Raw genomic sequence first — 19,725 nt, 5'->3', positions numbered from 1 at the left:
CGTGTTCAACAATTTCAGCAAGTCCAAGGTCGAAAAGCAAGATCGTGTCGTAGTCCTGCCCACAGCGAGCAATGGGGCCGCCCAACCAAACAACGTTCTCGTAAATCTGCATCCCGAAGACACCGAGCTCACGAAATGGCTCGACCTGAAGACCCGCCTGCACGAAGCGCTGCTTGATCGCCTCAACCTTTCGGTGGTCGACAAGGTCGAACCGGACGTATTGCGCCGGGAAGTTGCCGTTGCGGTCGGTGAATGGTTGAAAGAATCCGGCGAACCTCTGAGCGGATCGGATTTCAACCGCCTGATCGACGAACTCCTGCACGAGCTGCTTGGCTTTGGCCCGCTCGAACCGCTTTTGGCAGATCCGACGGTGAACGACATTCTGGTCAACGGTCATCAGGATGTTTTTGTTGAAAGGTTCGGTGTTCTTGAACCGACATCCATTCGGTTCCGCGATGAAAAGCATCTGGTGCGCATCATTGACAAGATCGTCAGCCGGGTTGGCCGGCGCGTCGACGAAAGCCAACCCTGGGTGGATGCCCGTCTTGAAGACGGCAGCCGGGTGAACGCGATCATCCGTCCCTGCGCCATTGATGGACCTTCCTTGTCAATTCGGAAGTTCTCGGCCCAGCCATTGACCATGGAAAACCTGATTGAGACCGGGGCACTTTCCGAACAGGCCGCCACCCTTTTGAATGCTTTGGTCGAGGCGCGCATGAATATCCTTATTTCCGGCGGCACCGGCTCCGGAAAAACGACGATGTTGAATGCTCTCTCATCCTTCATCAATGAACGCGAGCGGATCGTCACCATCGAGGATGCCGCTGAACTCCAGCTGCAACAACGCCATGTAGTACGCCTCGAAACCCGCCCACCCTCACCGCAAGGAAATGGCGCAGTCGGTCAGCGCGAGCTTGTGCGCAACGCACTCCGCATGCGTCCGGACCGTATCATCGTTGGCGAGGTTCGGGGTGCCGAAACCTTTGATATGTTGCAAGCGATGAACACCGGTCACGATGGCTCGATGACAACCGTGCACGCAAATTCCGCCCGCGACGCAATCAGCCGCCTAGAACAGATGGTCACGATGATGGGTGTTGACTTCCCGATTGGAACAATTCGGGCCCAAATCGCATCGGGGCTGCATTTTGTCGTGCAATTGTCCCGGCTTTCCGACGGCAAGCGGCGCGTCATGAGCATTTCCGAGATCACAGGCATGGAGGGCGATGTGTTGTCGATGCAGGATGTCTTCGTGTTTCGCCGCGAAGGGCGTTCCGAAACAGGCGAGGTTCTGGGACGGTTCATTCCAACGGGCGTACGCCCGAGATGCATGGACCGCTTGCTGGCAGCAGGGATCAACTTGGACCCGCAGGCGTTTCGCGCCACGGAGGTTTGAGCAATGGATGATTTTCTGACAACCGATGTTCTCAACTACATGGTCTATGCGGGAACCTTCCTCGGCATCCTGTTGGTTATGACCAGTGTGTTTCAACTGGCGCAGCGCGGTGAAACAAGAACCGAAGCGCGCAATCGCCGGATGCAGATGATCGACAACGGGGCCGACATCGAAGAAATCCTGTCGGTGCTCAAACCCGCTCGAACAACAGGAATATGGGTGAAACTACCGCTGTTGCGCGATTTGCCCAACATGCTGGCACAAGCGGGAATGACCATACATGTGTCGCGTTTTCTATTCCTCTGCAGTCTTGCCTCAGCCACGATCTTTGGCTTCGCTTCGGTTCCCCTGCCACCGGCCACGGCAGCATTGACTGGCCTCGGCCTGGGATTTTTGACTCCGCTGCTCGTGGTAAAGGCACGTCGCGACGCGCGTATGAAAAAGCTGGTCGAGCAGCTGCCCGATGCGCTTGACTTGATGGCGCGCGGGTTGCGTGTTGGCCACCCTCTCAACATCTCGATCGGCTCGGTGGCCGCCGAGATGCCCGAACCAATCGGGACCGAATTCGGGATCATTTTCGATCAAATAAGCTTCGGTGACGATCTGCCCGACGCCGTTCAGGAATTCGCCGACCGCGTCGGTTTGGAAGATGTACAATATCTTTCCGCAAGCATCGGCATCCAGCACGGAACTGGTGGCGATCTGGCGCGAGTTATCACAATTCTTGCAAAGGTCATCCGGGGTAGGCTGACGATGCGGCAAAAAATTCAAGCGATTTCATCCGAAGGTCGCCTGACAGCCATTTTCCTTTCCGCACTTCCGGTTCTGATATTCGCATTCACAAACATTACCAACCCGACCTACTTCGGTGGCGTTCGCGAGGATCCGCTCTTCATCCCGATGATGGCAACGATTGCCGCTCTGACAGGTCTCAATTTCCTTGTCTTGCGCAAAATTGTGCACTTCCGCGTCTAAGGAGATCCCGAAATGGAACAGTATCTTTCTTTCATTTCCACAGGTTTCAGTATCTCACCGGACTTTCTGGTTCTCGCTGGAGTGGGCATTGGCGCCGCTGTGTTTTTTGTCTCCCTGGTCGTTGCCATTGGCCAACGAAACCCCGCGGCCGAACGCATTGCAAACACCCGACTGGCCAAGGCAGACGCGCGGTTCCAAAAAGGGTTGTTGCGCGAAACGGTAAAAACGCCCAAGGGGATCCTTAGAGCCGCACTGCCGAGCGACGAAGAACAACAGTACAAGATTGAGCAAAAATTTCGTCACGCGGGCTACACCTCACCGCACGCCTTACGGATTTACACGCTGGTACGGATCGGTTTGGGCGTCATCCTGCCGCTCCTATTCGTCTTTCTGGTTGTTGCATCGAAAACTCCAGGGTTTCCTTTGCCCGACGTCGTGGCCCAACAACTGCTCGACCTCAGCCGCTTCAACGTGATCCAGATTGTTGCCGTTACAGTGGCCGCCGGCTACTACCTCCCTGCGATCTGGTTGGACGGGCGGATCAAGGAACGCCAGCTTCGCATCACCGAGAGCTTCCCCAACGCGCTCGATCTGCTGCAAGTTGCCATCGAAGCGGGACTCGGATTTGATGCGGCAATGACGCGCGTCGCCAATGAGCTCGCCAGCGTGTCCCCCGAAATCGCATTCGAGTTTCTCACCGTCCAACATCAGGTCAACGCCGGCCGCCGTCGGGAAGAGGCGCTTCAAGCCATGGCGCGCAATACCGGGGTCGATATGGTGCGCTCCTTTTCCACGGTTGTCGTGCAGTCGATGCAGTTCGGGACAAGCATGGGCGAAGCATTGACGACATACGCCCAGGAAATGCGGGTCACGCGCGAATTGAAGGCACAGGAGATGGCAAACAAGCTTCCCGTCAAAATGTCGGCGGTGCTTGCCTCTCTGATGCTACCCGCCGTTGTCATGGTCACAATCGGCCCGGTTGTGATTCGCTATATCCGGGTTTTTTCGGGATAAGGCGGCGCGCGCACTTCAATTGATAGTTACCCGCATTGTTGATCCAACAAGCAATATTCGGGACCAAAACAGAAGAGTGTTTCGAGTTGCAGTCATAATCAGCCGCAAATCTGGCTACTTTGTGGCGGAAATTTGACTGTGCCCGCCCAAACATCGTTGAGTCTCCTTGGTGGGGGTGCGTATCGGCGCTGGGGCAATTTTCTCCAGGGGCGGTGCAATATCCTTGGGACTTTGTTTGGATGTATGGAAAAGGTATTTATTCAGCTGCCGACCATCCGGAAAGAACGGTAGGCACATACTGCATCGAGGCCGTGGCCTCTTGGTGTCAGGCGGTACAGGGCGGCATCCGTCTTACGGATGCTCTCAAAAAAATATGTGACGCATTTGGTGGTGAACTTGCTGCAGTGACCCGCATCGACCACTCGATACATGTCGATCGGACTGCAATTACACGTATCGTGGCTTTTGATCGTCGGGCCAATCTCGCGAGCGATATTTCCGGGTATCGTGTTCCCTGCGCCAAAATGGTCTGCGGCGAATATTTTTCCGCGGCAAAAATTGGGTCAGTTTGGCACGCCCACGTTTCTGATTTTGGGCAACAGAACCGAATTTCGCGTCCCTTGACTCAGCGACGACTGGTCGAATCCATTGTCATCCCGCTGGCTCATCACGCGAACAGCAGTGACTTTCTGGAAATGCATTTTCCGTCGGCGGTACACGCGGCGAAATTGGACAACCTCGAACTGATTGGAGCAACTCTCGCAACTGCGTGGAAATCAAGGAGCATGGGTCTGTTGGTAAAAAACTGTCATCGTAACGCACATTCCGATCTATTGGCCGATGCAAAATCTGGCGAAAACACCGATCTTCTTGCAGTGGACAACCCTTGCAGGCTTAGCAGAGCCGAATACCGTGTTTGCGTTCTTCTCAGCTCGGGGCTGAACAACGAAGCCATTCTTGATGAGTTGTCCATTGGTATTTCAACGCTGCGAACGCATCTCCGCAATATCTACGCGAAAACCGAAACGGCTTCGCAACCCGAGCTGTTGCAGCGGCTCATGTTGCATGCCGCACCTGGGAGAACTCTCCAATCTTGGGAAGAACGAAATGTCGCCTGATGTGTTGCTCCTTTTGCTTCTGGTTCCGTTGCTGGCCTACATGGCCGCAAGCGATGTCAAACACATGCGCATTCCGAATTGGCTGGTCCTGTGCATGGTTGCGGTCTTTGCAATCTTCGCGCCATTCATGCTGAACACGGATGAAATCATCTTGCGCGCCGGTATCGCTACGGCTGTGTTGGTGTTCGGCTTTGTTGCCTTCATCCTCGGGCTTGTCGGCGGAGGAGATGTCAAGGCGATTGCCGCATTGATGCTCTTTGTGCCCGCAAACGCAATCTCGATCGCACATTTTGCATTCACGTTGTCAACCACGATATTGATCGGCATTGCGATCATCCTCATCGCGCGCCGCTGCGTCGATACCTCCAATTCCAACTATGTCAGCCTCACCGTTGGACGAGGGTACCCGATGGGGCTCTCCATTGCTTTGGCAGGCATCATTTTCCCAGCCGTTCTTTAGGGCGGCAGCTATTGCGTGGCTCTCCATTCGAACGGAGTCTTCTCTTGCCCGACACGAGGTCCAGGTAGACGACTCCAGAGGGTTTTCATGCCCTGCAGGAATTGCGAAGGCGTGACAGCCACCAAGAGTTTGGTTTCACGGCTGTGTTTCCACACGGGACGATCCCAGCCTCAAAATAGTTTGCTCCAGGACCGCGCGTCGGATCAGAAACACGATATTCGTGGATCGCGCGCGCGTGCCGATCCGTTGCGCGCACGCCGCGTTAACTCCAGCCGTTTCGCAAAAACCGCAAATCCATACCGACGCAATACCGACGTGAAACCGACGCGTTACCGAAGGCCGAAACCCAACAAAACAAGGCGTTAAGAAACGATTCGGCGCGCGAAGCCACCCCGCCCCGCGCGCCGCTGTTTTCAATCGTTAACGGATGCCCTAGCGCAGCCCCTCGTTGATCGACTTCAGCACCTTGGAGCCCGGACACAGCTCGTCCTTGCCCAGCTCGTTCAGGGGCCGGGTCGCGAGGTTCAGGTTCTGGTTCAGGTCCTGCGAATCCGGGTCCAGATACAACAGCCCGGTCAGGATCCTCCCATCCGCATGCGCCTGCTGCACCACGTCCATCGCCGCGCGCCGGTCATTGGCCTTATAGGTCGCATCCGCCTTTTTAAGATGGATCGCAGACCCGTCATGCAGCGTCACCGCCTGTGTTGTACCCTCGGCATATTGCGTCGTGATCTCCTCGCGCATCGGCACGAAATCCAGCGGCATCGCATCAAGATGTTCGCGCGTCTCGGCGTAGCTCTTGGTCGAGCCGACGTGGTTGTTGAAGGTCACACAAGGGCTGACCACGTCGATAAAGGCAAAGCCCTTATGCGCCATCGCCGCGCGGATCAGCGGTTCCAGCTGCCCCTTGTCCCCCGAGAAAGAGCGCGCTACAAAGCTCGCCCCCTGCAACAGCGCCAGCGCGGCAAGGTCGATCCCGTCAAACGGGTTCACCGCACCGCCCTTGGCAACCGACCCGAGGTCCGCCGTCGCACTGTCCTGCCCCTTGGTCAGGCCGTAACAGCCGTTGTTGGCGACGATATAAGTCATGTTCACATTGCGGCGGATCAGGTGGATGAACTGCCCCATCCCGATCGAGGCCGTGTCCCCATCGCCCGACACCCCGATATAGGTCAGGTCCCGGTTGGCTAGGCTCGCCCCCGTCGCCACCGACGGCATCCGCCCATGTACCGAGTTGAAACCATGGGATTTTCCAAGGAAATAGGTCGGCATCTTCGACGAACAGCCAATGCCGGAAACCTTTGCAATCCGGTGCGGCGGGATCGCGCTCTGGAAACAGGCATTGCGAATGGCCGCCGAGATGCTGTCATGCCCGCAGCCTGCGCACAGCGTCGAAATGGCCCCGTCATAATCGGCCACGGTAAAGCCCAGCTTGTTGGTCGGCAGGCGGGGATGGCGAAATTTCGGTTTGATATAAGACATCAGGCAGTCTCCCGTTTCAGGGGCACAATCTCGGCGCTCTTGGTCTTGAGCGCCTGTCGAATCTGGTGGGCAATGGTGCGCGCCGTGATCGGCGTACCGGAATAGTTCAGCACCGAGGTCAGCCGATCAGGTGCAATCTCGCATTCGTTCATGATCAACTGGCGCATCTGCCCGTCCCGGTTCTGCTCGATCACGAAGACCATGTCGTGATCGTGGATGAACTGATCGACATCCTGATGGAAGGGGAAGGCGCGGATGCGCATGGTATCAATCGGATACCCCTCGGGCGCGAGCATCTCGACCGCCTCATAAGCCGGTGACGCCGAGGTGCCAAAGAACAGCGCCCCCAGCCTGAGATCGGTCTTTGGTTTCTTCACCTTGATCGGCGGATGCGTCTTGGGCTTGGGCACATAGGACTTGGCCGTCTCGAACTTGCGCAGCAAACGGTCCACGTTCTGCACGTAATCCTCGCCGCTCTCCGAATAGACCGCCATCTCGTTCTTCGAGGACCCACGGGTAAAGAACGCGCCTTTCTCCGGGTGCGTGCCGGGCAGCGTACGATAGCAGATTCCGTCGCCGTCCACATCCAGATACCGCCCCCATTTCTCCGCGTTATCAAGCCCTTCGGCGTCCAGAACCTTACCCCGATCCATCTCGTAACTGTCGTCCCACTCCAACGGCGGCGACATCCAGTCGTTCATGCCAAGATCAAGGTCCGACATCATGATGACCGGCGTTTGCAGACGTTCAGACAGGTCAAACGCCTGCACCGTCATCTCGAAACATTCCTGCGGCGTCGCCGGGAACAGCAGCACCTGCTTGGTGTCACCGTGGCTGGCATAGGCACAGGCGAGCACATCCGATTGCTGGCTGCGCGTCGGCATCCCCGTCGAGGGCCCAGAGCGCTGCACATTGATCAGAACGGCAGGAATTTCCGCGAAATAGGCCAACCCGAGGAACTCGCTCATAAGCGACACGCCCGGCCCCGAGGTGGCGGTAAAGGCCCGCGCCCCATTCCAGCTTGCACCGATGACCATCCCCATTGCCGCAAGCTCATCTTCGGCCTGCACGATGGCAAAGTTCTTCTTGCCGGTGCCCGCGTCGATCCGCATCCGCTCGGCATATTTGGCGAAGGCATCCACGACACTTGTCGAAGGCGTGATCGGATACCACGCGGCCACCGTCGCGCCGCCATAGATCGCGCCAAGCGCGGCGGCGGTGTTGCCGTTCATCAGAATATGCGGCGTTTCAAGGATATGCGGCGCAACGTTGCCCCCTGATTCCAACCGGATCGGCAGCGGGCAAGCATAGTTTTCCTTGGCATATTGATAGCCCATCTCCAGCGCATGCACGTTGGACGAGATCAGCTTTTCCTTACCCTTGAACTGATCGTTCAACAGGTCCTTCAGTACCCGGAAATCAATATCCAGAAGCGCCGCCAGGGCTCCGACATACACCACGTTTTTCAACAGCTGTTGCAGACGCGGAACCGGGAATTCCTTCATGCACATCTCGGTCAGCGGGATGCCGATGATGGTGATGTCATCCCGCTTCATGTGATTGGCCAGAGGCTTGGTGCAGTCATAGAGGAAATAGCCACCCGGCTCGACGCTGGCGATGTCCTTCTCCATGCTCTGCGGGTTCACACAGACCATCATGTCCACGCCACCCCGACGGCCAAGATAGCCCTTCTTGCTCACGCGCACTTCGTACCACGTGGGCAGACCCTGAATGTTGGACGGAAAGATATTGCGCGGGGACACGGGAATGCCCATGCGAAAAATCGCTTTGGCGAACAGGTGGTTGGCGCTGGCCGACCCGGTGCCGTTCACGTTGGCGAACTTGACGACAAAATCATTGATGCCCTTGATCTGTTTCATTCTGCCGCCTCCACCAGAACCGGGGCCGCCTTGGCCATTGTGTAATAGAATTTCTGCATGTCCCAAGCCGCCGTCGGGCACCGCTCGGCGCACAGTCCGCAATGCAGGCACACGTCCTCGTCCTTGACCATGACCTTGCCTGTGGCCAACTCACCGGACACATAGAGATCCTGCTCGGCATTCTCTGCCGGAACCAGCAGACTCTGTCGCAACTCGGGCTCCTCGGCATTCTCGACAAAGCTGATACAGCTTGTCGGGCAGATGTCGGTGCAGGCATCACATTCGATACAGGCCGAATCCGTGAACACCGTCTGCGCGTCGCAGTTCAGACAGCGCTCGGCCTGCACGAATGCGGTCTCGACATCAAAGCCCAGCTCCACCTCAAGCGTTTTGCTCTTCAGCGCCTCTTCCAACTCGACCAGAGGCACCGCCTCGCGCTTGTCGGTGACCGGGATGCTGTCATAGCTCCATTCGTGAATGCCCATCTTCTGGCTGACAAGCGTAACATAAGGCGCAGGACGATTCACTTCGGGGTTCAGCCCGTTGCAGTACATGTCGATCGACACCGCCGCCTTGTGGCCATGCGCCACCGCAGTGATGATATTGGCCGGGCCAAAGGCGGAATCTCCGCCAAAGAACACCCGCTTGTTGGTCGACTGGAAGGTCTCATCATCATTGATGATCGGCGTCCCCCAGCTGGTGAACCGAACCCCTGTCGATTTCTCGATCCAGGGAAAGGCGTTCTCCTGTCCGATGGCGATCAGAACGTCGTCGCACTCGACATAAACCAAATCTTCACCGGTTGGGACGAGACTGCGTTTACCTTCTGCGTCGTATTGCGCTTCGACTTTTTCGAATTTCATACCGGCCAGCTTGCCGTCTTTGACCACAAATTCTTTCGGAACGTGGTTGTCGAGAATCGGGATGCCCTCGTGAATGGCATCCTCTTTTTCCCAGGGGCTGGCCTTCATGTCTTCGAACGGCGATCGAACGATCACCTTGACGTCCTCGCCGCCCAGCCGGCGCGAGGTCCGGCAACAGTCCATCGCGGTATTGCCGCCGCCAAGCACGATCACGCGCTTGCCGATGCTTTTTGTGTGTTCGAACGCCACGCTCGACAACCAGTCGATGCCGATATGGATGTTCTTGTCGGCTTCCTTGCGCCCCGGCAGGTTGGGCAGGTCGCGGCCTCGCGGCGCGCCGCAGCCGACGAAGATCGCGTCGTAATCCTGATCAAGGATGCTTTGCAGGCTATCCACGTATTTGTTGAAATGGGTGTGTACGCCCATGTCGAGCACATAGCCCACTTCCTCGTCCAGCACCTCGTCGGGCAGACGGAAGGCGGGGATTTGGCTCCGCATGAAGCCGCCCGCCTTGGCATGTTCATCGTAGAGATGCAGCTCGTAGCCAAGCGGCGCGAGGTCCCGCGCCACGGTCAGAGAGGCCGGGCCGCCCCCAATCAGAGCGACTTTCTTGCCGTTCTTCGGCCCCGCACCGGGCAAAAGGCCCTTCACGTCGTCCTTGAAGTCTGCAGCGACCCGTTTCAGACGGCATATCGCCACGGGTTCTTCCTCGACACGCCCACGCCGGCAGGCCGGCTCGCAGGGTCGGTCGCAGGTTCGCCCCAGAACACCGGGGAAAACGTTGCTTTCCCAGTTGATCATGTAGGCATCGGTATAGCGTTCCTGAGCGATCAGCCGGATGTACTCGGGCACCGGCGTATGTGCCGGGCAGGCAAACTGGCAATCTACAACTTTGTGGAAATACTCAGGGTCTTGGATATCAGTCGGCTTCAAGGGGTCCTCCATCGCTCGACCCAAAACACGGGTCTGGCAGAGCCGCCGCGCGGTACACGACGGTACACACAGAAAGCGCCGAGAATGCCGGGCTGTAAAGATCAGAATTTCAAATCTGTCGGTTTTTTATCCAACTGCGACACTTTATTGCGCCCCAAGCGAGAGCGCCTCGTCTGCGCGACAGAGAATGGCCTGCGCGACTGTCGGAAATCTCGCCCACACAGTCCAGTCAGGGAGCCTGCATCAAAACCCTGTTTGCACCTCGCAAACCTTCCAGCGTCGCTTCTTCGGCGGCCATCCGCTCGACCGGAACCCCTTGTCGTTCCAGCGCCACTTCATAGCGAGACACAAGTGGGCAATCGCCAATCACCGCCACCCGCTGCCCCAGCCAATAGGGTCGGCTGGCCCCCAGCTCCGCCCCGACGAGACACCCCGCCAACGCAGAAACAAGCACCTTGTCATCGGACGCGCCCAGCGCCTTTTGCGCGCGCAGCCCATGCAGACGCATCGCCAAAGTCTCGGGGCGCGACAGGGTCGCATCCAAGGCGTCATCAAAAGCATCCCCATCCCATGTCACGGAGTCTTCTGCCGACATTGAGCCATTGTGGGATAGGTCTTCGAACATCTCACCCGTCACAGCAGCCTGAAAGCTGACCAACTCATCCGCGCTCACATGCGCCCAGGTGGTCACGCGCCCGACACAGCAGATCACCCCATCCCATGAAGGGTTGCGCGCGAGAAACCCGGCAATACGAACCTCTTCGCCCCGGGTCACGTCCACGGGCCGTGCCTGCCGTGTTCCCGGGACGCCGAAAAGCCTGATCCGCGGGTTTGACACCGGGATATGCACCGGCTTGAGGGCTCCGGGCTTCAAAGGCACCTCTACGTAGGGCACCATCGGCGCTGCCCCCTGAACATGTCCGAACCCGCTGACCAGAACGCAGCTTGGAGCTGCGCCAAGCCATTCACCGATCAACTCCAGCAAAAGGCTTTCGAACGCCTCGGCGGTATAGGAGCCTGGGGCCGCAACCTGTCGTGCAGGCCCGGTTGCCTGCTCGCCCACGACCTTCCACGCCCGCATGGCCGAAGCTCCGATGTCCACGGCAATCCAGCTTTCGTTTGCGGTCATGTCACGGCTCCGGGTTCAGCTTGAGTTGTGGGATTATCGGTTCGCTTTCTGGCGCGCAACCGTCTCGGCGATCAGCGCCTTATAGAGCCCCCGAATGCGCTTGGTCACGGGCCCTGCCCCGGCATCCGTGCCAATCTTGCGCCCGTCAATCTCGGCCACCGGTGTCTGCGCGCCAAAGGTCCCCGTCAAAAAGGCTTCATCGGCGCTGTAGGCTTCATAAAGGGAAAAGTTCTTTTGCCGCACAGGGATGGCATTCTCGTGGCAGAGGTTGATCACCTTCTGGCGCGTCACGCCGTTCATGCAATAATCCCCGGTCGAGGTCCAAACCTCGCCCCGCCGCACGATGAAAAAGTTGCAGGCATTGGTCGTGTTCACGAACCCATGCGGATCCAGCATCAGCGCCTCATCCGCTCCCGCCTGCTCAGCCTGCAAACAGGCGATCACACAGTTCAGCTTGGAATGGCTGTTGAACTTGGCGTCCTGACTATGAGGCAAGCCCCGCACCTGCGGCACCGACGCCAGCCGGATGCCCGCTTTCTGCAGGCTTTCAGCCGGTTTGGAATGCTCGACAATCGCAACAATCGTCGGCCCAAAGCGCGACAGCCCCGGATGCTGGAATGGCTTCGCCTTGCGCCCCCGCGTGATCATCAACCGGCAATGCGCATCGTCAGTCATGCCATTGGCCGCGGCCGTGCGATCCAGAATATCGCGAATATCCTCGGGCCCGAGACCAATATCCAGCGAAACCGCCTTCAGTGAGCTGAACAACCGGTCCATGTGCTCGTCAAAAAAGGCCCATTCTCCGTCATAAAGCCGCATCCCCTCCCACATACCATCGCCCAGCATGAAGCCGCTGTCATAGACCGACACAACGGCCTCCTGCTTGGGAACAAGCTCGCCGTTCACATAGATCCTGATGTGTTCGTTGCGATCATCCGCCTGGGCGTCATGTGTTGAATGGTTGGGGGTGTTCATCAAAGGCTCCATCCTGCCGGTTGGGTATGGCTGTTGCGCTGCACCCTAGGCAATCCCGGACCGCGTTCCAATGTCTTTCGCACCCGGCTTGAAATCGCGGGTTCAATCAACCTCGATCCAGTCACTTCCCTGCCGAAGGCGGTGCCGGATCCTGTTGCTCTGGCCAAGTGTTTGCTCGATGAAACACCCCTTCTTCGCCGCATCAATCAATGCCATCTGGTCTTTCAAATCCGCGTCGCTATCCAACGCGATGTCGATCTCGAACGCCTTCGGAGCCGTTTCATACACCCTCTCACGGGCCGCCCAATCCCATTGCACGCGTACATCGACAGACAGGTCTTTGAGCGGCACACCCAGCCGTTTCGCAAAGGCCCGAATCTGCGTCATGATGCACCCCGTAAGTCCACCCACAAACAGCGCAAGCGGTGGCGGCGCGCTGCTGTCCCCTCCGTGGAACGGGCCTTCGTCGGTGGCGAGTTCAAACCGTTCCTCGAACGGTTTGACCATGCGCACTTCCAGTTCGTTGCGCATCTTGCCAACCGCCTGACCGTGGCAATCAAACTGCACCACCGCCCTTTGCGGCATGGTCTCGGGTGTCACCGCATCGCTCATTTGCCTTGCCTCACGATCCGGTTGGCCAGCGTTCCGATCTTTTCAATCTCAAGTTCAAAAAGATCGCCGGGTTGAAGCTTCTTGCCAATCTCCAGCCCACAGCCGGTTCCCACCGTTCCCGACCCGATCACTTCACCCGGATAAAGCGTTTCCGAAGCCGAGATGTGGGCGAGTATGGCACCGAAATCATAGTGCATCTGCGCCGAATTTCCACCGCCCCAGCGCTCGCCATTGACCCGCGCCTCCATGTTCAACGAAACCGGATGCGACACCTCATCCGCTGTCAGGATGTAGGGACCCAGGATGTTACCGGTGTCAAAATCCTTGCCCTTGGCAGGGCCAAGCTGTCCCGGCATTTCCTGCATCTGCGCATCCCGCGCAGAGACATCGTTGAGGATGGAATAGCCAAAGATATAATCCTCGGCGTCTTCTGGTTTGATGTCCCGCCCCTTGCGCCCGACGATTATCGCCATCTCCAGTTCGATATCAAGAAACTCCGCATAAGCCGGCCATTCAACATCCGCCCGGTGCCCGACAAAGGACATACGGTTGCCCTTGTAGTAGATCGGCTGATTGTACCAGACCGGCGGTATGTCAAAAGCGCGTCCCGTCATCTTGGTCGCCGCGGCGAAGCTGTTGATCAGATGCTCCTCGAAAACAAGGCAATCGCGGTATTGCACCGGCATGATCGGCGGCAGGAACCGTACGTCTCCTTCGTCCAAAACCTCGACACGCGCGTTCAAGGCCTCTGCCGCCTGATCCAACCCCTTCTGCCCGGCCTCGATCAACGCCAGCATGTCACCGAACTGCGCGAGCACGACCAAACCATCCTCACTTGCGGCCACAACCTTCTGCGCGCCCAAGTGGGCAACCGTTCCCAATCGCATTTCGTTTACTCCTCGAAAATCGCCACGGCGCGCGTAAAGCCCGCGCTGGCACCTTTGATCTTGTAGGGGAAACAGGAAATCTCGAACCCGCTGGCGGGAAGCGTTTCCAGCGCCGTGAGTTTCTCCATATGGCAGTATCCGATCTCCATCGAAGCGCGGTGCCCTTCCCAGATGATCTTTGGATCCCCGGTCCTGGCATATTCCTGCGCTGTCAGAGCAAAGGGCGCGTCCCAACTCCATGCGTCAGTCCCCGTCACACGCACACCCCGTTCAAGCAGGTGGAGCGTCGCCTCTCGCCCCATACCACACCCCTTCATAAGGTAGTCGGGCTTGCCGTAATGCGCCCCGGCGGACGTGTTGACCACGACGATATCCAGCGGGCGCAACTCGTGACCAATCCGCTCGAGTTCCGCTTCCACATCCGCTGCCGTCACGACATAGCCATCATCAAAATGGCGAAAGTCCAGCTTGACCCCCGGATTGAAACACCACTCAAGCGGCACCTCGTCGATGGTGATCGCGCGCTCGCCGTTATTCATGGTTGAATGATGATGGTAAGGCGCATCCAGATGGGTGCCGTTATGCGTTGCAATCTGCAGCATCTCGACGGCCCAGCCCTCACCTCCTGGCAGGTCTTCTTTCTTCAGACCAGGAAAAAACGACATCACCTGTTCGGCAGTCTGTTCATGGGTCATATATGTGATTTCGGGCAGCATGATCGGCGGATCACTGACGATGCCAGCTTCGAGCGGCACAGACAGGTCTACGTATCGGCGGGGCATGGCGGCTCCTTTCCTAGATGAGTGCAGTGGCGAGTTGTGGAAAAACAAGAACCAGTCCCAGAAGGACCAGCATGAGAACGGCAAAGGGTGCCGCGCCTCGGAAAATGTCGCCCAGCGTGATCTCGGGATCGTCCAAGGCGGACTTGATAACAAAGACCGAGATACCGAATGGCGGTGTCAGCAACCCGATTTCGACCGCGATGATGGTGACGATCCCGAACCAGATCAGATCAACTTGCATCGTGGCTAGGACCGGCAGCATAAGCGGCACGAGAATGAGCATGATGGAAGAACTGTCTAGGACCGTCCCCATGACGATTACCAGCCCCACATAGGCAAGGATTACCCCCCAGAAACCGATATCTGCAGACGCAACAAGGCCGCCAAATTCTGCCGGAACCCCTGAGAGAGCCAACATGCGTGAATACATCTGGGCCGCGATAATCAGAAAACAGATGGACGCGGTGACAAGCCCTGTGTCGTTCAAAACCTGCCAGAAATCGCGCCAGCTCAGCGAACGCCGCGCCAATCCAATGACGATCGCCCCAAGGCAGCCGACGGCCCCCGCTTCGATCGGCGTAAAGAACCCGGCGTATAGCCCGCCGAGCACAAGACCGATCAAAAGTGCCAATGGCAAGCCCTTGACCAACAACTCCCTCTGGCTGAGCACAGGCATGTCATCTGCATCCCGCATCGACCCTAGTCCAGACGGGTTCAGATGAGCGGTCAGCCAGATACCTCCGCCAAAAAGCAGCGCCAGCACCACGCCCGGAAGAACGCCCGCGATAAACAGGTCTCCGACCGATTGCTCCGTCAGCAACCCATAAAGGATCAACAACAGGGATGGCGGGATCAGCATCCCCAAAACGGACGACCCGGCCACCACCCCGACCGAAAACCGCGCCGAATAGCCATGCCGCATCATCTCTGGAACTGCGATCCGCGTGAACACGGCAGCGGACGCAATAGAAATTCCTGTAATCGCGGCAAAAATGGCATTCGCGCCAACAGTCCCGATCCCAAGCCCCCCCTTGAGGCGGCGAAACAGGTGATTGGCCACATCGAACGCGTCGCGCCCCATTCCCGACACCGAGACAATATAGCCCATCAACACGAACAGGGGCACGACCCCGAAAAAGTAGCTGGAAATGGTCTTGCTTGCCGCTAGGGCGAGAAGCTTACCCGCTAGTACAGGCGATCCCTTGATCAACCAGACGCCACCAAAAGACGACAGCATGAGCGCGAAAGGCACCCAGAGCCCTAAGTAAACCAGCACAACCATCACGCCAAAGGACGCCATTCCGATTTCGAACGGGCTCATGCATCGGTCTCCTGATAGCCGAACAGTCTGAACAGGGCCGTCGCGGCGAACATGATCAGTTGGATGATCAGGGCGATACACCCAATCAGGATGATGAGCTTCACAGGCCAGACCGGGGCAGTAAAATCACCCACCGTGCCTTCGAAGGTTCCTCGCTTCCAGCTTTTCACGAACAGAGGCCAAGAGGCGGCATAGAGTTGCCAGACCAAGGCGACAGAGGCGATGGCGAATAGAAAGTCGACTCCGTGTCGAAGCTTGGGGGCCCGCTTGTCCAGAAAGCCAAGCAAAGCCTCGGTTCGGGTCAAACGCCCCTTGCGAAAGGCTTGGGCGATTTGCAGGAAGACGATGGCAACAATGGACATCGACACCATTTCCGGAACGCCGGATATCGGCGCGTCCAGGAAGTTACGACCGAAAACATCCAGATTGACCAGCAACATAATACCCACGATGAGTACCGTGCCGGTCACGTTCAGAGCCGCTGTTGTGCCGTCTACCGTCCATTGAAGCAGACGAAACCAATGCGGGCCAATTGATGCCTTCTCGGCTTCCACCTTGTTCTGGGTCATCGAATGCCCGCTCTTTCTCTGGATGGCTTGGAACCAAGCGCCCACACTTGGGCGCTTGGTCAAGGTCAAACGGGCAGGTTATTCCTGATCCCAATTGCGTACAGGCTGCGCGCCAGCGGCCCGCATCGTATCCATGTAGTCCTTGAGTACACCGGTTCCGTTGACGCCGGAGCCGTCAAGCTTTTCGGCCCAAACCTTGGCGACATTGTCCATACCCGCAGCCCACTGAGCGCGGAAACCCTCGTCAACTTCGGTCACGGTTGCCCCCTGTGACGTCATTATCTCCAGAAACTTGGAAACCGATGCGTCCAGATCGGCATGATAGGCGATACGGTCGGCCTCGGCTGCGTCGCGCAGAGCCTGTTGCACGGACGGATCAAGACCATCGAACCAATCCTTGTTCGCGGCAAACCCGCCCGCGTATTGCGCGCCAAAACCGACTTTGGTGATATAGGGCGCGACCTCGTGCAGTTTGCCCGGCAACGCCGCCGACGCGAACACAATCACACCGTCATAAACACCTGTCTTTATCTCGTTGTAATAGGTGGTCAGATTACCAGACACGCCCACCGCACCGGTCCCCTTCAACCAGTTCACCGCCGGTCCGGGCGCGCCAATTTTGCGGCCTTCGAGATCCCCTATGCTTTTGACGGGGAAGTTGGTCATCAAAAGGTAGTCATCAATCCCGATGGCCCCCCCGAGATACTCGAGACCGTTCGCTTCCCAAGCGGCCTTCATGTCGGCGTTGCTGCTTTGCAGCTTGTCCATCCATTCGCTGACCAGCGTACTGTCCGAAACAACAAATGGGGTGAAATAGGTCACGTTCTGCGGGGCCAGCTTTGCGGGATCAAACAACGACGACACCAGCCCAATTTCGGCCAGCCCCTCTTCCACCGCCTCAAGTTCTTCGCCGACCTTTGCGAGCGACCCACCATATTGTTCGGACCATTCGATGGTTGTCCCACTGCCTTCCAACGCCTTGTTCACCGCCGGTATGAACGTCTGGCTTGCATGCTTGACCCAACGAAAGACGGGCGGATGCCCGGCAACGATGGTCACGTTCATCGTTTCGGCCAGCGCCATACCAGCGCCTCCCACCCCGGCAACCGCCAGAGCTGCGGCCAGAACGCCGCTTCTCAGAAACTGTTTCACTTTCTTCTCCTCCCAGTTTTAACTCTGCCGGTCTCCTCAAACCAGCGCGCGGATGCCTCCGCATACAAATGGCACGATTCTGGACATCATGGCGTCAGCATCGCGATCATCACACGCCCCCTCTGACAGACGCCCAGGCCGGCCTGTTTTGGCCATCATCGTCACGCCCACGCCAATCGCGAACAAATATGCCCAGACGGCATCTGGACGGCTCAATCCGGGAACGACGCGTTGCAGGGCGTCAATGTATTTGATCGCGATCGGATCATAGTATTTCTCAGCCAATGCCTGATCGCGCGCATCCGCCGAGTTGGCAACAGACGCAAGTATGCGCGCGTACGCACCCATATCCTCTTCATCTTCGCGCCCGACTTCAATTGTCGGGCGAAACAGGGAATCCACGACGGTTTCGAGCGTCGGGTCTTGCGGCTGGTCAAAAAGTGCCGCGAGCAGAGCAGCACGCGTACCGTTAATGAATTCGGCGCGCCGCGCGACCATCGCCTCAAATAACCGCGACTTGTTCTTGAAATGATAGTGAATAAGCGCTTGGGCCACATTTGCGCGTTGCGCAATCACGCGCAATGAGGCGCCATCGTAGCCACTTTCGGCAAATTCGACTTCGGCCGCATCCAGAATGGCATCGAACCTGTTTTCTCCGCCTTTTTGAATTTTTGCCGCAGCTGGCATCAAGGTTGACCTCCATCAATCCCCTAACTGATCGCCCAGTCAGTTTTTTCGCTGGAAAGCTCTTGAGTCAATGTTTTTGTTAAAAGCGGTTTGCATACCTTTTGAGAAAGCGCCTTCAGAAACTTCTCAGAAGCTGGGACGCAGCAAAAGCCGTGTGGTAGAATCCAGTTTTTGTTCTCCGGAAACTCACAGGTGTGGGCGTTGTCACCGGTATGGGGAAGGGCTGTTCATTCTTTCCTGCAAACAGGTCGGCCAGCGCTTTGCCAAACATGGTGCCCGTGGTGATACCGCGACCGTTGTAACCACAGGGCGCAAAAAGCCCGTCAGCCAGTTTGAATATGCGGAACACGTGGTCCGGGGTCATCGCGATCTGGCCGTGCCAGACGTTTTCAAACTTCACACGGCCCAATTCCGGATAGAGACGTCTCAGCGTTGCCGTGGCCCACCGCTGTGACAAGCCCGACCTACCGCCCAATGCAGCCCCCATTGATCCTATGAACAGGCGCCCCGCCGCATCGCGCCGCAACGAAAACATGACAGGTGCCGTGTCCCAAAGCCCCTGGTCTTCAGGCAGGATATGCGCAGCGCGCGCGCCCAAGGGGGCGGTTGCCAGCTGAAAGAAGTGAATCATCGTGTAGGTCTGACGCAATCCGGGCCAAAGGTCGTCCGAATAGGCGTTCGTTCCCAGCACCACATATCGGGCGGAAACCGAACCACGGTCGGTAATGACCCGCCACCCCTCCCCTGCGCGTTCAAGGCGCAGCGCCCTTGTTCCGGTTGAGATGGTTGCGCCAGCACTCAGCGAGGCCCGTGCCAGTCCGCGTGCGTACCCCATTGGGTTCACCGTGCCCGCACGGCGATCCAATAAACCACCATGAAACCGAAGCGACCCGGTCTTGCGCGCGGTTTCTTCGGCATCCAGCAGATCAACAGACACCCCCATCTGCCTCCATCCTTCTGCCCGGCGTTCCAATCCCCGATATCCGCCCGGAGAGTGTGCCGCATGAATAGTACCATTTCGGACCGGTTCACATCGTATCTGGTGCTTTTCGATCAACTCGAACACATAGTTCGGCATGTTGCCCATCGTCTCGACCAGGCCACGCGCCGTTTTATTATCCAGATGCTTGGCGATATCCTGAGGCGGCAACCAAAGGCCAGCATTGACCAGACCGACGTTCCGACCCGATCCGCCATGCCCGATCTGGTTTGCTTCAAGTACATGGCAGGCCAGCCCTTCCTCGGCGCAATGCAGTGCAGTCGACAGGCCAGTATAGCCCCCGCCAACAATCGCAACATCACAAGCGGCATCACCGTCCAGAGCTTCGGTGCATGCAGGTTCGCGGGCCGTCAGGTCCCACATTGAGATCGGCTCACTCATAGCCCGGAATCCAATATTTTGAGATGTGGAGGTATCACGCCCGGACCGGGCGAAGCGTGGACAACTTGCGGCACACATTCCGGTGTGTCAACAAGACGGCAGGCTAACG

Annotated in this window: 18 protein-coding genes; 5 read left to right on the top strand and 13 right to left on the bottom strand. The window is 57.8% G+C overall.

Translation table 11 applies throughout. The features are described from left to right. Position 1: 1 nt before the first annotated feature. The 5 genes from ACS3QZ_RS18795 to ACS3QZ_RS18775 all read left to right on the top strand — a co-directional run bounded on the left by ACS3QZ_RS18795 (position 2) and on the right by ACS3QZ_RS18775 (position 4,963). A complete protein-coding gene (locus ACS3QZ_RS18795) occupies positions 2–1,396 on the top strand; it encodes a TadA family conjugal transfer-associated ATPase (RefSeq protein WP_456039192.1) in 1,395 nt (464 codons plus the stop codon). A 3-nt stretch (positions 1,397–1,399) separates the two neighbouring features. Further along, complete coding sequence (locus ACS3QZ_RS18790; RefSeq protein WP_456039191.1) at positions 1,400–2,371, top strand: type II secretion system F family protein; 972 nt, start codon at positions 1,400–1,402, stop codon at positions 2,369–2,371. A 12-nt stretch (positions 2,372–2,383) separates the two neighbouring features. Then, positions 2,384–3,385 carry a type II secretion system F family protein gene (locus ACS3QZ_RS18785; protein WP_456039190.1) on the top strand — a complete coding sequence of 334 codons (1,002 nt, stop codon included), beginning with the start codon at positions 2,384–2,386 and terminating at the stop codon, positions 3,383–3,385. Positions 3,386–3,624: 239 nt separating this feature from the next. Further along, positions 3,625–4,503 carry a helix-turn-helix transcriptional regulator gene (locus ACS3QZ_RS18780; RefSeq protein WP_456039189.1) on the top strand — a complete coding sequence of 293 codons (879 nt, stop codon included), beginning with the start codon at positions 3,625–3,627 and terminating at the stop codon, positions 4,501–4,503. Beyond that, entirely contained in the window at positions 4,493–4,963 is a 471-nt protein-coding gene (locus tag ACS3QZ_RS18775; protein WP_456039188.1) for an A24 family peptidase, read from the top strand. Before ACS3QZ_RS18780 ends, ACS3QZ_RS18775 begins: the two co-directional genes overlap by 11 nt. 432 nt (positions 4,964–5,395) lie before the next feature. On the opposite strand, the gene ACS3QZ_RS18770 is transcribed toward ACS3QZ_RS18775, so the two are convergent. The 13 genes from ACS3QZ_RS18770 to ACS3QZ_RS18710 all read right to left on the bottom strand — a co-directional run bounded on the left by ACS3QZ_RS18770 (position 5,396) and on the right by ACS3QZ_RS18710 (position 19,616). Beyond that, positions 5,396–6,445 carry a 2-oxoacid:ferredoxin oxidoreductase subunit beta gene (locus ACS3QZ_RS18770; RefSeq protein ID WP_093094691.1) on the bottom strand — a complete coding sequence of 350 codons (1,050 nt, stop codon included), beginning with the start codon at positions 6,443–6,445 and terminating at the stop codon, positions 5,396–5,398. Further along, positions 6,445–8,325: a 2-oxoacid:acceptor oxidoreductase subunit alpha gene (locus tag ACS3QZ_RS18765; protein WP_456039187.1), complete on the bottom strand. Its 1,881-nt coding sequence runs from the start codon at positions 8,323–8,325 to the stop codon at positions 6,445–6,447. Before ACS3QZ_RS18765 ends, ACS3QZ_RS18770 begins: the two co-directional genes overlap by 1 nt. Further along, positions 8,322–10,121 carry an FAD-dependent oxidoreductase gene (locus tag ACS3QZ_RS18760; RefSeq protein ID WP_456039186.1) on the bottom strand — a complete coding sequence of 600 codons (1,800 nt, stop codon included), beginning with the start codon at positions 10,119–10,121 and terminating at the stop codon, positions 8,322–8,324. Before ACS3QZ_RS18760 ends, ACS3QZ_RS18765 begins: the two co-directional genes overlap by 4 nt. 229 nt (positions 10,122–10,350) lie before the next feature. Continuing rightward, positions 10,351–11,250 carry a 2-dehydro-3-deoxygalactonokinase gene (locus ACS3QZ_RS18755; protein ID WP_456039185.1) on the bottom strand — a complete coding sequence of 300 codons (900 nt, stop codon included), beginning with the start codon at positions 11,248–11,250 and terminating at the stop codon, positions 10,351–10,353. A 33-nt stretch (positions 11,251–11,283) separates the two neighbouring features. After that, entirely contained in the window at positions 11,284–12,225 is a 942-nt protein-coding gene (locus ACS3QZ_RS18750; RefSeq protein WP_456039184.1) for an aminotransferase class IV, read from the bottom strand. Between the two features lie 102 nt (positions 12,226–12,327). Next, on the bottom strand, positions 12,328–12,837 hold the full coding sequence (locus ACS3QZ_RS18745) for an OsmC-related (seleno)protein (protein WP_456039183.1): 510 nt from the start codon (positions 12,835–12,837) through the stop codon (positions 12,328–12,330). After that, positions 12,834–13,724: a fumarylacetoacetate hydrolase family protein gene (locus ACS3QZ_RS18740; protein WP_456039182.1), complete on the bottom strand. Its 891-nt coding sequence runs from the start codon at positions 13,722–13,724 to the stop codon at positions 12,834–12,836. Before ACS3QZ_RS18740 ends, ACS3QZ_RS18745 begins: the two co-directional genes overlap by 4 nt. 5 nt (positions 13,725–13,729) lie before the next feature. Beyond that, positions 13,730–14,506, bottom strand: a complete 777-nt coding sequence (locus ACS3QZ_RS18735; protein WP_456039181.1) for a cyclase family protein — start codon at positions 14,504–14,506, stop codon at positions 13,730–13,732. A gap of 13 nt (positions 14,507–14,519) precedes the next feature. After that, positions 14,520–15,827, bottom strand: coding sequence for a TRAP transporter large permease (locus ACS3QZ_RS18730; RefSeq protein ID WP_456039180.1), 1,308 nt, complete (start codon positions 15,825–15,827; stop codon positions 14,520–14,522). Then, a complete protein-coding gene (locus ACS3QZ_RS18725) occupies positions 15,824–16,396 on the bottom strand; it encodes a TRAP transporter small permease subunit (protein WP_456039179.1) in 573 nt (190 codons plus the stop codon). Before ACS3QZ_RS18725 ends, ACS3QZ_RS18730 begins: the two co-directional genes overlap by 4 nt. Before the next feature lie 78 nt (positions 16,397–16,474). Then, positions 16,475–17,548, bottom strand: coding sequence for a C4-dicarboxylate TRAP transporter substrate-binding protein (locus tag ACS3QZ_RS18720; protein WP_456039178.1), 1,074 nt, complete (start codon positions 17,546–17,548; stop codon positions 16,475–16,477). A gap of 36 nt (positions 17,549–17,584) precedes the next feature. Beyond that, a complete protein-coding gene (locus tag ACS3QZ_RS18715) occupies positions 17,585–18,235 on the bottom strand; it encodes a TetR/AcrR family transcriptional regulator (RefSeq protein WP_456039177.1) in 651 nt (216 codons plus the stop codon). A gap of 115 nt (positions 18,236–18,350) precedes the next feature. Continuing rightward, the gene (locus ACS3QZ_RS18710) at positions 18,351–19,616 is read right to left on the bottom strand and encodes an NAD(P)/FAD-dependent oxidoreductase (RefSeq protein ID WP_456039176.1); all 1,266 of its coding nucleotides are present in this window, start codon (positions 19,614–19,616) and stop codon (positions 18,351–18,353) included. Between the last annotated feature and the right edge of the window lie 109 nt (positions 19,617–19,725).

The sequence above is a fragment of the Shimia sp. W99 genome (assembly GCF_053851455.3).
Note: the sequence above shows the minus strand (reverse complement) of the source record. Positions and strands in the feature narration are given on the sequence as shown.